13 protein-coding genes and 1 pseudogene are annotated in these 10,206 nt (G+C 58.9%); 6 read left to right on the forward strand and 8 right to left on the reverse strand.

Translation table 11 applies throughout. From position 1 onward, the window contains the following. Positions 1 to 18: 18 nt before the first annotated feature. On the forward strand, positions 19 to 243 hold the full coding sequence (locus DXY30_RS13690) for a hypothetical protein (protein WP_137006861.1): 225 nt from the start codon (positions 19 to 21) through the stop codon (positions 241 to 243). Positions 244 to 472: 229 nt separating this feature from the next. On the opposite strand, the gene DXY30_RS14340 is transcribed toward DXY30_RS13690, so the two are convergent. The 3 genes from DXY30_RS14340 to rpsD form a co-directional block, all read right to left on the reverse strand. Continuing rightward, positions 473 to 634, reverse strand: coding sequence for a high light inducible protein (locus DXY30_RS14340; RefSeq protein ID WP_115095176.1), 162 nt, complete (start codon positions 632 to 634; stop codon positions 473 to 475). Positions 635 to 933: 299 nt separating this feature from the next. Beyond that, entirely contained in the window at positions 934 to 1,491 is a 558-nt protein-coding gene (locus DXY30_RS12250) for a DUF4079 family protein (protein ID WP_371638810.1), read from the reverse strand. A 130-nt stretch (positions 1,492 to 1,621) separates the two neighbouring features. Continuing rightward, complete coding sequence (gene rpsD / locus DXY30_RS12255) at positions 1,622 to 2,230, reverse strand: 30S ribosomal protein S4 (protein ID WP_115023856.1); 609 nt, start codon at positions 2,228 to 2,230, stop codon at positions 1,622 to 1,624. Between the two features lie 76 nt (positions 2,231 to 2,306). Here rpsD and yidD point away from each other — a divergent pair, with 76 nt between their 5' ends. Genes yidD through DXY30_RS12270 form a run of 3 tightly spaced genes read left to right on the forward strand, consistent with a single transcriptional unit; the run spans position 2,307 to position 4,399 of the window. Then, positions 2,307 to 2,585, forward strand: coding sequence for a membrane protein insertion efficiency factor YidD (gene yidD / locus DXY30_RS12260; RefSeq protein ID WP_115095219.1), 279 nt, complete (start codon positions 2,307 to 2,309; stop codon positions 2,583 to 2,585). Further along, positions 2,585 to 2,857 carry a glutaredoxin family protein gene (locus DXY30_RS12265; protein ID WP_115095177.1) on the forward strand — a complete coding sequence of 91 codons (273 nt, stop codon included), beginning with the start codon at positions 2,585 to 2,587 and terminating at the stop codon, positions 2,855 to 2,857. Before yidD ends, DXY30_RS12265 begins: the two co-directional genes overlap by 1 nt. A gap of 36 nt (positions 2,858 to 2,893) precedes the next feature. Next, positions 2,894 to 4,399 (forward strand): UDP-N-acetylmuramoyl-L-alanyl-D-glutamate--2,6-diaminopimelate ligase, encoded by a 1,506-nt coding sequence (locus DXY30_RS12270; RefSeq protein WP_115095178.1) that lies wholly within the window; start codon positions 2,894 to 2,896, stop codon positions 4,397 to 4,399. Positions 4,400 to 4,418: 19 nt separating this feature from the next. On the opposite strand, the gene DXY30_RS12275 is transcribed toward DXY30_RS12270, so the two are convergent. The 3 genes from DXY30_RS12275 to DXY30_RS12285 all read right to left on the reverse strand — a co-directional run bounded on the left by DXY30_RS12275 (position 4,419) and on the right by DXY30_RS12285 (position 7,042). Beyond that, positions 4,419 to 5,585: an aminotransferase class V-fold PLP-dependent enzyme gene (locus tag DXY30_RS12275; RefSeq protein ID WP_115095179.1), complete on the reverse strand. Its 1,167-nt coding sequence runs from the start codon at positions 5,583 to 5,585 to the stop codon at positions 4,419 to 4,421. A 413-nt stretch (positions 5,586 to 5,998) separates the two neighbouring features. Next, on the reverse strand, positions 5,999 to 6,232 hold the full coding sequence (locus tag DXY30_RS12280; RefSeq protein ID WP_115095180.1) for a hypothetical protein: 234 nt from the start codon (positions 6,230 to 6,232) through the stop codon (positions 5,999 to 6,001). Between the two features lie 114 nt (positions 6,233 to 6,346). Next, the gene (locus tag DXY30_RS12285; RefSeq protein WP_115095181.1) at positions 6,347 to 7,042 is read right to left on the reverse strand and encodes a GAF domain-containing protein; all 696 of its coding nucleotides are present in this window, start codon (positions 7,040 to 7,042) and stop codon (positions 6,347 to 6,349) included. Positions 7,043 to 7,242: 200 nt separating this feature from the next. Between DXY30_RS12285 and DXY30_RS12290 the strand changes: the two are divergent. Further along, positions 7,243 to 7,793 (forward strand): annotated as a pseudogene (locus DXY30_RS12290) (DUF4079 domain-containing protein). 104 nt (positions 7,794 to 7,897) lie between these two features. Here the strand turns inward: DXY30_RS12290 and DXY30_RS12295 are convergent. Both DXY30_RS12295 and DXY30_RS12300 read right to left on the reverse strand, forming a co-directional pair. Then, complete coding sequence (locus tag DXY30_RS12295; protein WP_115095182.1) at positions 7,898 to 8,752, reverse strand: hypothetical protein; 855 nt, start codon at positions 8,750 to 8,752, stop codon at positions 7,898 to 7,900. A gap of 50 nt (positions 8,753 to 8,802) precedes the next feature. Further along, on the reverse strand, positions 8,803 to 9,048 hold the full coding sequence (locus DXY30_RS12300; RefSeq protein ID WP_011128549.1) for a NifU family protein: 246 nt from the start codon (positions 9,046 to 9,048) through the stop codon (positions 8,803 to 8,805). Between the two features lie 80 nt (positions 9,049 to 9,128). Between DXY30_RS12300 and DXY30_RS12305 the strand changes: the two genes are divergently transcribed. Then, on the forward strand, positions 9,129 to 10,206 hold a 1,078-nt coding region (locus DXY30_RS12305; protein WP_137006863.1), incomplete at its 3' end, for a malate:quinone oxidoreductase.

Raw genomic sequence — 10,206 nt, forward strand, 5'->3', positions numbered from 1 at the left:
TGTCCAAAGAGCGAGTCTTTGCTGTTCAGCATTGGATTGCTATCAGAAGATTATCTCTGCATTAATGCGATGAAGATTTCCTGGATTGTCCTGTTGCTTGCTTCGCTGATGGCTGCTTGCAGTGGCGAAGGTCTGTCTCCTGAGCGCAAAGCTTGTTTGGAGAATGCCAAAACAGAGGCAGAGCGGATTGCGTGCAACAACGCTGCAGCGATTAGGTCGGACCGCGAGGCTCAATCCGATTGATTGATCCGCTCCCCCACCTGAGTACTGGGCTGGTCCGCTACTGACCCTCGTTGGGGTGCTGAGGTTGAGCCCTAAAAAGCCACAGAAGACTGGGCTATGGCTGACCACAGGGAGCTGATGGCAGTGTTGCCTCCAACGCAAATAGCTCCCACGAGCATCCCGAAGTAAAAGAGCTTGACGTACCCAAGACGTGTCTCGGGCACCCAAACATCGCTTTCCTCTCTGGGCATCAGCCCATGCCGATCTGAGAAAGGATCCCTTGACCAGTGAGCAGCTCAGTCCCTAAGCCAATGATGAATCCCATCATTGCGAGGCGACCGTTCCAGGTTTCAGCGAAAGAAGAAAAGCCGAACTTGCTGTCCATAGTGTTATTAAAAAACGTGACAACCATACAAGTGATCTAGACCCTCTGGTGTACCAAATGCTGCAATCAGACCGCCAAGCTCTATCCCTGCGTTGTTGTGAGCTGTCAGAGTGATGAGGCTCCGATCTCCGCTGGGGGCGTTTAGCTTGCAGCCCACCACGCCTCCATGCCCTTGACGTGAAGTGTTGCGGTACTCATTGCGGGTCGGTGGGTCTGGTATCGGGTTAGCTAGCGCTAGATGCGGGCAAGGCGGGCGTAGCGCTGCATGTTTTCCAAGCAGTCCTTTCTTGCGACCTCTCTTGCTACCTGCTCAAAAAATGCAATCGTCAGAACCCGCTCAGCAGAAGGTTCCTGGTGCCTGAGATCGCTTGCATGGCCAGCAGCAAGGCCACCAGCAGATTACTGCTGATGTGAAGGCGTCGCGCAGTCACGCAATGACCAATTAGGGGCTGCAGCGCTGTAGAGCTCAGCAATAGGCCCGTGAGCAACAGTCCCATCCAGAGATGGGACTGCCAGAACAAAGGGCTCCAGGGAACATCGCTGAACCGTTCCACGGCAGGTTGCAGTCCCAGAAGAAGCAGGCCGCCAGCACTGGCGACAGCCCACAGCAGGCGCTGCCAGACGATTCGGCTCGAGAGCAGGCGTCTGAAGCAGAAGAGCGCAGCGCTTCCGGTCAGCAGCAGACCCAGGGGATGGTTGTTCCAGAGGCTGTGGCTGAGGCCGATCAGGACTGCCACCAGTACGCCGCCGGTCACCCAGGCCCCATGCTGCGCGTGCTCAACCGGCACGGTGTCGGCGATCGGGTTGATCTTCAATCGCTTTTCCCGCGCCAGAATCCCCAGCCGGATCGTGGCCCCCACCACTGGGTAGACAAACAGGATCATCAGCACGGGATGGATAAGTCCCAGCCAGTCATGGCTGGTGAGCGCTTGCAGTGCTTGGGGATCAGCCAAAAAAAAACGCAACCCTGCCCCCAGGGTTGCGCATCGTGGATCTCTGAACAGTGGCTCTGGATCAGACCTTTCTGGAGTAGTACTCCACCACCAGCAGTTCGTTGATCTCAAGGGCAACCCACTCGCGTTCGCAGCGGGCGGTGACCTTGGCACTCAGCTTGGCTTTGTCGAGCTCCAGGTGCGTTGGCACGTTGGCCAGGCCGGGGAACTCGAGGTTGGCTTCAGCCAGCTTCTTGCTGCACTTGCGCTCGCGGATGGCGATCACGTCGCCAGGCTTGCACTGGTAGCTGGCGATGTCGGTCACACGACCGTTCACGGTGACGTGACCGTGGTTCACCAGCTGACGGGCGCCAGGCACGGTGGGACCAAAGCCGAGGCGGAAACAAACATTGTCGAGACGGTTCTCGAGCAGCTTGAGCAGGTTGGTTCCGGTGGAACCCTCTTGGGCGCGCGCTTTCTTCACGTAGCGCACGAGCTGACGCTCGGAGACGCCGTAGTTGAAGCGAAGCTTCTGCTTCTCTTCGAGACGGATCGCGTATTCAGAGCGCTTGCGACGGGCTTGGCCGTGCTGACCGGGGGGATAGGACCGTTTTGCGGCCTTCCGGGTGAGACCGGGGAGGTCTCCCAAGCGCCGCGTGATCCTCAGACGAGGGCCGCGGTAACGAGACATAAGTGGGAAGGTGTTTGTTGAGATCGTGCAGTTGTTGGGCATGCTGGAACCGAAACAGTCCCAGGCATCTCCCGCGATGCACGAATCGAGCACTCTATCTGGCGGACTCGCCGACCACCTGCGACGGGCGATGAATCAGGCTCTCGCTGCTGTTCTCCTGGCCGGCATCGCCTTCTATCGGCGCTTCATCTCCCCGATGATCGGGCCCCGTTGCCGCTTCACGCCCACCTGCAGTGCCTATGGCCTGGAGGCCATCCAGAAGCATGGCCCTTGGAAGGGAGGCTGGCTGACCGTGAAACGGCTGCTTCGGTGCCATCCCTTCACTCCCTGTGGATGTGATCCGGTGCCCGATTGATGCATGAGCTCACGCTGTTCAGCCGCACAGGATGCTGTCTGTGTGAAGGCCTGGAATCCCGCTTGCGCGCCCTCGATCTTGTGGGGATATCGATCACGTTCAAGGTGATTGATATCGATGCGCCAGGAACGCCCCAGGAACAAAGGGCGCGTTACGACCTCGAAGTGCCTGTGCTCGCGCTCGATGGTTGTGAGCTGCCCAGGGTTTCCCCGCGTCTTACTGGTGAGGGACTGTTGAATTGGTTGCAACGCTGCCTGTCCACGGCGCTCTGAACGGCTTAAAACTCCCTCAAGAACCGGGGAGAGGGGATGACTCAGGCGTTGCATGCCCTGTTGAGTGATGCAGGGATCGCGGTGCCGCAAGGCCTGGCCAATCCCACACTGGAAGCGATCACGACTGATTCACGCCGGGTCGGGCCGGGGAGTCTCTTCCTTGGGCTTCCAGGGGAGCAAGTTGATGGGGGGACGTTCTGGGCCCAAGCACTCGAGGCAGGAGCTGCCGCCGCGGTAATCGGACATGGGGCTGCAGCAGCGCACCCTCCTGGAGCCGATGACCCTGTGGTGGTGATTCAAGAGCCGGTGGCGCGCCGGATCGGTGAGATTGCCGCTGCGTACTGGGATCACCCTTGCCGCCGGATGGCCTTGATTGGTGTGACGGGCACCAATGGCAAAACGACCACGACCCATTTGATTGAGCATCTGGCCGCCTCGGCGGGCCAGCCGGTGGGCTTGTTCGGCACCTTGGTCAACCGCTGGCCCGGTCACAGAATCACGGCCACCCACACCACGGCATTTGCCGACCGTCTGCAGGGGCAACTCGCGGAGGCTGCATCGGCGGGGTGCAACTTGGCCGCGATGGAAGTGAGTTCCCATGCCCTGGCGCAGCAGCGGGTGGCGGGCTGTCGCTTTGGCGGTGCCGTGTTCACCAACCTCACGCAGGACCACCTCGACTATCACGCCTCGATGGAGGACTACTTCGAGGCCAAGGCAACGCTTTTTGCCGATCCTCTGTTGCTTGATGGTGGGGGGCGCGCTGTCGTGAATAGCGATGACCCCTGGGGTGCACGCCTGGCCGAACGCCTGGGCTCCGCCTGTTGGCGCAGCTCGCTGGAGGATCCATCGGCTGAACTGCACATGACCGAATTGCAGATGACGGGGGCTGGCGTGGAGGGACGCTTGATCAGCCCTTTGGGAGAGGGATGCTTCCGCTCGCCCCTGCTGGGACGCTTCAACCTGATGAACCTGCTTCAGGCGGTAGGGGTGCTGCTTCAGCAGCAGTTGCCTTTGCCGGTGTTGCTGGAGGCCATCGGACGTTTCGGCGGTGTTCCCGGCCGGATGGAGCGAGTGATCGTGGACGGGGTGAACGATGAACTGCTGCCGCCGGTGTTGGTGGATTACGCCCATACCCCAGATGGCTTGGACAACGCTCTTTCAGCAGCACGTCCGTTCTGCACCGGCCGGCTGATCTGTGTGTTCGGTTGTGGTGGTGACCGGGATCGTGGCAAGCGTCCCCAAATGGCCGCGATTGCCGCCCGTCTGGCGGACCGCGTGGTGGTGACCTCCGACAACCCGCGAACGGAGGATCCTCAGCAGATCCTCGATGACGTGGTGGCGGGGATTCCGGACGGAATCGATCTTCTTGTGGAGGGCGATCGGGCTAGTGCGATCGCCTCAGCTATCGCAGAGGCTGAGGCCGACGATCTGGTGCTGGTGGCCGGTAAGGGGCACGAGGACTACCAGATTCTCGGCACCGAGAAGGTGCACTTTGATGATCGCGAGGAAGCGGAACAAGCCCTGCACCAGAAGTTGCTCTGAAGTGGTTGCTCTGAAGCGATCAAAGGGCGCTGATCGCTGCCACCAGGGCATTGATGTCATCGCCCGTGGTGCTGATGTGGGTGCAAGCTCGTAGGCAACTGGGATCGGCTAAATCGCGAATCCAAAGCCCTTGGGCACCCAACTGCTTCACATGCTCAGCGGGGGATACTTCGCCGTTGATGTGGAAGCTCACCAGTCCGCTAGCGGGCGCCGTCTCCAGCAGGGGTGTGACGTGGTCTAACCCTTGGAGTGCATACCAAAGGTTTCCGCTGAGTTTTCGAATGCTGTCCCAGCGTTGGTCGGCTGCCCCCTGTCGTTCCAGCAGTTCAAGGGAGCAGCGCAGGCCGGCCATCAGGGGCACGCAGCTGGTGGCCACTTCAAAGCGGCGGCTGTCGTGGTGAAACAGATCGCTGCCGTTCAGATCAGCCTTGCTTTCATCGCGCAGGCTGCGCCAGCCGATCACGGTCGGAGCGGCCTCCGCCACCACACGCTCTGAAAGTGCCACGCCTCCCAGGCCTTCGGGGCCGCAGGCCCACTTGTGCCCGGTGAAGGCATAGATATCGGCTGCGGCAGCAGCTTCTTCGACGGGAATCTGCCCGAAGCTTTGTGCTGCATCGACCAACAGGAAGGGTTGTTGTAGGTGTTGATTGAGCTGTTCGGCAACTGCGGCAATCGGCATCACCTGTCCCGTGTTCCAGAGCAGATGACTCAGCACCACCAGCCGGGTGCGTGGGGTGAGGGCCTGTGCAATCGCCTCAATCACGGCTGCATCGCAGTGGGCTTGATCACCGCGCAGATGTTTCACCCGCAGCAGGTCAATAGCGAGGTTTTGGCGCCTGGCCAACTCAACGCAGGCGCAGACCACACCTGGGTGTTCGCAGTCGCTGATCAGCAGTCGGTCGCCATCAGCAAAGGGCAGCCCCCACAGCGGCAGCACGCAGCCGCTGGTGACGTTCTCCGTGAGGGCCAACCGATGGGCAGGGACGCCGCAGCACTGGGCCAGAAGGCGTCGGGTGCTGTTGACCTCCGAGGCGATGAAGGGCCAAACATCCGCTGTGAATGGCCCCAACTCCTGAATGCGTAACCAGCTCGCCGTGATGGCTTCCAGAGATGGGCTGGGCAACGGCCCCTGGCCGCCGTAGTTGAAGTACGTCTTGTTCTGCAGGGCAGGGCAGAGGTTGCGCATGGTCACGGCACAGTCATGAGCCGAAGGATGGGTTCCACCACGTTGGCAAGACCATCGGGCCGTAGCCAGGCGCTAGACGCTGAGCCTGCTGCGTGATCGTTTCAGGGCTGGGTCAATGAATTCAGCACCACTTTTTTCTGAATTTTTTTTCTGCTGTTCGTTCCATCTGCCATCCAGACCAGCGTCGCCATTCGATCTCAGCTGCCGTCAGGCATTGATCGGCGAGCGATTCCTTTTGGTTCTTGGGTATGGCAAATCGGATGGGGCAAGCAGGACCAGCGTTCACCTCGTTATCCCGATGTGAAACAACCCTGTCTTGCAGGTTGGTTGCGTGATGGTTCTGTTTGATACCGAACGCAATCGATCAGTATTTCAACTCAGTTTGTATCGCAATCTTGTGGGCCTGGAAAGCTTCAGCTGGCCTTGAGGTACACCTTGCGACCTTTGGCGTCCACTTTGTATCGACCACCCCGAGGGCCGATGTGAATCACATCCGATAGCGATGTGTTGATTGGGGTCGGTGGTTCCAAGCGTTCTGCTTCGACCACTGGAGATGCGGAAATGTCTGGGGTCTGCGTTTGCAGGTGTGGCGCAGCTTTGAAAATATTGAGCCCGAGCTTGCGATACAGAAAATCTGCAATTCGCATATCGCATCACCAGAACTACGAATTTATTTTCCGGTGATGTCAAGTGTTCGTGGTGTTGCTTCTCTCAAGCACTCATCTGCAATGGGCTCAACCGTGCCTGTTCTAGGAATCGAGTCAGCTCGTTGGGACGTCTGGGAAGTGCTCGTTCATGCACTCGGGGCAGATGCCATGGCTGAAATTCAGCGTGCTGTGCTGCATCAGGAACCGTTCGATCGGTTGCCAGAATCCTTCGCTGTCGCGGATGGATTTGCAGTAGCTGCAGGTGGTGATTAAGCCCTGATGGTGATGCATCTGGCAGAACTCATCCATCAATGCCAGTGAGCGGCGCCTGAGTTCCAAAAGAGTGGTGGCCTGATCAGCCAGCCCTTCCATCACCTTGTATTGCGAATTGGTTAGTGATTTGGGAATGCGATCAATCACACAAAGCGTTCCGATGCGGTGATTGATATCGGTTTTGAGGGGGAATCCTGCGTAGAGGCGGATGTGGGGTTCTTCCTGAACGAGAGGGTTGTCGCGGAATTTTTCGTGAAAAAGTGCGTCCTCAACAACAAGCGGTTTGGAATCGAGAATCGTATGGGCGCAAAAGGAGATGTCCCGGTCTGTTTCGCTGGCCTCAAGTCCCACCTTCGATTTGAACCACTGACGTTTTTCGTCCACCAGAGAGATCAGGGCAATCGGCGACTGGCAAATCTCTGAGGCCATTCTGGTGATGTTGTCAAAAGCCTTTTCAGGCTTTGTTCCCAGAATTCGATATTCACTGAGTGATCTCAGCCTGGCTGCTTCGTTGATCGGCTTGGGTGCTGTCCGCATTGGTTCAGCTCGCTAGGCATGCCTGTGGTCTAAGGCATTCATTTTTTATTTTCTGTAAATATGCAGTGCGATACTTTGCGCTTTGTTGATTTTAATTTGATCGATTAATTTAATTCGCAGGGCGGCCACTTGAGGCATCAAGGCTGCTGGCCATGCTTGAGCTTTCAAGAGCATGGAAACGCACTTGTGACAACAACCTTGTGACGACAGCCGACGGGCTCTGGATGCTCCATCCCGATCTGGCGGTTGTTCTGATTTATCCCTTGATTGGAATGGTGGTGCGTTTGGCTTGGCAGACACGTCAGCGTCGCTCAGGTGAAGCACCTACCTTCGTGGGACGCGATCACAGTGATCTGGGCCGTTGGCCGGCGGTGCTGGTCATGCCTCCCAGCTGCTCATCGTGCTTCTGGGGACGCTGGCAAGCCTCGTCGCCCTTTGGCGAAGCAAGGCGGCAGCCCTACGCCTCAGCTTCTGTCTGATCACCTGGCTTGGTGTCTTGACCCTGGGAGCGCAGCCTGAGGTTTGGCGTCTGTCGGACGACCCCCTGTCGCCGGCGTTCTGGCAGTCCCAAGACTGGGCTGGCGTCGCGGTCAAAGGACTGATGCTGCTTTCCTTAGCGGCCCTGCCTGAGATCCTGCGAGACCTCCGCCTGCGCCGTTTGCATGTCACGGCGTCGGTGCTGGCGGCTGTGTTGTTGTTCATGCAGGGCGCGACTGGCACGCGGGATCTGCTGGAGATTCCGCTGAGCTGACAAAAACCAGCGGTGTATGGGTGCGATCACATTCTACGGAGCTGTCCTAGAGCGTGATGAACGTTCAGCAATAAGACAGAAGCCTTGCTTGGAACTCCAATGTTTTATTGGCCGATTTGCTGATGAAGGCTCTCAAGCAAGGCCAGTACGGCCGGTTCATTGGCATGTTGCGCCAAAACCACAAGGTGTTCGGTGTAGGTGTACGGCTCGAAGTTTTGATCCACCAGCCAGGGCAGTGGTTGAGCTACTCGCATTTCTGGGGTGAGATAAGCCATCTGGAAGCTTTGTCCCGAATGCCTTGATGGCCGCAGAGCCATGGTTTTGTGCCGCTCTGGCTGGTTGATCGTGAGCAACTCTTCAAACCACTCTTGGGAGCGCTCGCGACAACTGGCGGGGAGGAAGGGCATCAGCTTCAGCTGCAGATTGCCCCTTTCCAAGCTCCATTGGAAACGATCCGCGAGGTCGCATTCGCTCTGATTGTTCCGGTTCAGAAGGGTGAGCTCAATCGGGCGATTGTGCAGCTTGAGGATGAAGAGATCGTCGCGATCGTCGGGAATCTGCGTCGGCGTGGCCAGACATGCGTCTAGGACGTGCTCTCTCAACAGAGTCACGGGATCTGTGCAGTTGAGGTCCACTCGCTGCGGGTTCATTGTCCAGCCCTCGGGTGGAACAACTCCGGGACTGTTCTGAAGCCAGAAGGGAGCCTGGAGGCGAAGACCTAGCCGGCGTTTGAGTCGAGCCATCTGGTGCACCTGGCGTTCCAGATCTAGAAGCTGAAGGTCGCCTGACACCTCCAACTCACGCTTGGTGCGTTTCAGCTCGATTCCGAATTGACGAAGAACCTTGTGGTGGCGCCGAGAAATCGTGCTCTGGTTCGAGAAATCAACTTCCGCTGCTCGCTCTGTCGAGCCCAGCCAGAGGGTCAAATCGAGTGCTGCGAGTTGTTCCTCGGTGACCATTCAGCCGACTTGACCTCCTTAAATTTATTCGGCTTTCACTGAAATGCTTCTCAGAGCACTTGCACCACTTCGCTTACTTCGGGAATCGATTCGCGCATCTTGCGTTCAATGCCCATCTTCAGGGTCATCGTGCTGCTGGGGCAGCTGCCGCAGGCTCCCTGCAGACGCACCTTCACAATCGGGCCATCCAGTTCCACGACTTCAACGTTGCCGCCGTCGGCCATCAGGAAGGGGCGCAATTCATCCAGCACCTTCTCCACGTTCTCCAGCGTGAGGGCCATGGTTTCAGTGCTCATTGGGATGAACCAGACATCAGGATCCCAAGGTTACGGAGTGGCCCCATAGGGTGACGAGAGCGGTTAACCCTCCAGCTCCGGTGCAGCACGACGGTTCGTTCAACCCAGAGGCTCGTTACGACGCCGTGCTGGTGGGTGCCGGAATCATGAGCGCCACCCTGGCGGCCTTGCTGCACGAACTGGATCCGCAGCTGCAGATTCTTCTTGTAGAGCGGCTCGAAGCCCCTGCATTGGAAAGCAGCGCAGCGGTGAACAACGCTGGCACCGGCCATGCCGCCAACTGCGAACTCAATTACACCCCTCTCCAGGCGGATGGCACCGTCGCCACCGCTAAAGCGGTGGCCATCAATGCGTCGTTTGAACGAAGCCTGGAGTTCTGGGGGTCGCTGCGGGAGCGGGGCGAGCTCGACACCGGCAGCTTTCTGCAGCAAGCGGCGCACATCAGCGCGGTGTGGACTCCAGAAAACATCGCTTTTCTTCGTCAGCGTTTCAGCCAACTGAAGGGGCTGCCGGCCTTTGCGCGGATGCGCTGGAGCGAGGAGCACAGTGAGCTCACCGAATGGATGCCCCTGGTGATGGCGGGGCGAGATCTCAAGCAGCCGGTGGCGGCGACGCGGATTGATCGGGGTACCGACGTGGATTTCGGCACCCTCACCCGGGCCTATCTGATGCCGCTTCAGCAGAGCGGAGCACTCACTGTTGTGTACGGCACCCAGGTGCATGACCTCAAGCGCTTGCGCCGCAGCGACATGACCGAAGCCGACTGGCGCGTGGTGCTCAAGGGCCCCTCCGGAAAAAAAGAGGTGCGGGCTCCGTTTGTCTTCCTTGGTGCTGGCGGGGGTGCCCTGCCGCTTCTGCAACGCTCCGGGATTCCGGAGGCGGCTGATTTTGCTGGCTTCCCAGTGAGTGGCCTCTGGCTGGTCTGCGGTGATGCACAGCTGGCTGATCGTCAGAGGGCCAAGGTGTATGGAAAGGCGGCGGTGGGGGCTCCACCGATGTCGGTGCCCCATCTCGACACCCGCTGGATCGATGGCAAGCGGTCGCTGTTGTTTGGCCCCTTTGCCGGTTTCAGCAGCAAGTTCCTCAAGCAGGGCTCCCTGCTGGATCTGCCTGCCTCCGTACGTGCCACCAATCTGCTGCCGATGCTGCAGGTGGGCG

The sequence above is a fragment of the Synechococcus sp. UW106 genome (assembly GCF_900474015.1).
Classification (GTDB): Bacteria; Cyanobacteriota; Cyanobacteriia; order PCC-6307; family Cyanobiaceae; genus Parasynechococcus.

Bases quoted from the DNA above. Each gene is read 5' to 3' on its own strand.
- DXY30_RS12250 (WP_371638810.1), bottom strand. From the start codon at position 1,491: ATGATCCTGTTTGTCTACCCAGTGGTGGGGGCCACGATCCGGCTGGGG.
- yidD (WP_115095219.1), top strand. From the start codon at position 2,307: ATGCACGAATCGAGCACTCTATCTGGCGGACTCGCCGACCACCTGCGA.
- DXY30_RS12275 (WP_115095179.1), bottom strand. From the start codon at position 5,585: ATGCGCAACCTCTGCCCTGCCCTGCAGAACAAGACGTACTTCAACTAC.
- DXY30_RS12300 (WP_011128549.1), bottom strand. From the start codon at position 9,048: ATGAGCACTGAAACCATGGCCCTCACGCTGGAGAACGTGGAGAAGGTG.
- DXY30_RS12285 (WP_115095181.1), bottom strand. From the start codon at position 7,042: ATGCGGACAGCACCCAAGCCGATCAACGAAGCAGCCAGGCTGAGATCA.
- rpsD (WP_115023856.1), bottom strand. From the start codon at position 2,230: ATGTCTCGTTACCGCGGCCCTCGTCTGAGGATCACGCGGCGCTTGGGA.
- DXY30_RS12280 (WP_115095180.1), bottom strand. From the start codon at position 6,232: ATGCGAATTGCAGATTTTCTGTATCGCAAGCTCGGGCTCAATATTTTC.
- DXY30_RS12265 (WP_115095177.1), top strand. From the start codon at position 2,585: ATGCATGAGCTCACGCTGTTCAGCCGCACAGGATGCTGTCTGTGTGAA.
- DXY30_RS12295 (WP_115095182.1), bottom strand. From the start codon at position 8,752: ATGGTCACCGAGGAACAACTCGCAGCACTCGATTTGACCCTCTGGCTG.
- DXY30_RS14340 (WP_115095176.1), bottom strand. From the start codon at position 634: ATGGTTGTCACGTTTTTTAATAACACTATGGACAGCAAGTTCGGCTTT.
- DXY30_RS12270 (WP_115095178.1), top strand. From the start codon at position 2,894: ATGACTCAGGCGTTGCATGCCCTGTTGAGTGATGCAGGGATCGCGGTG.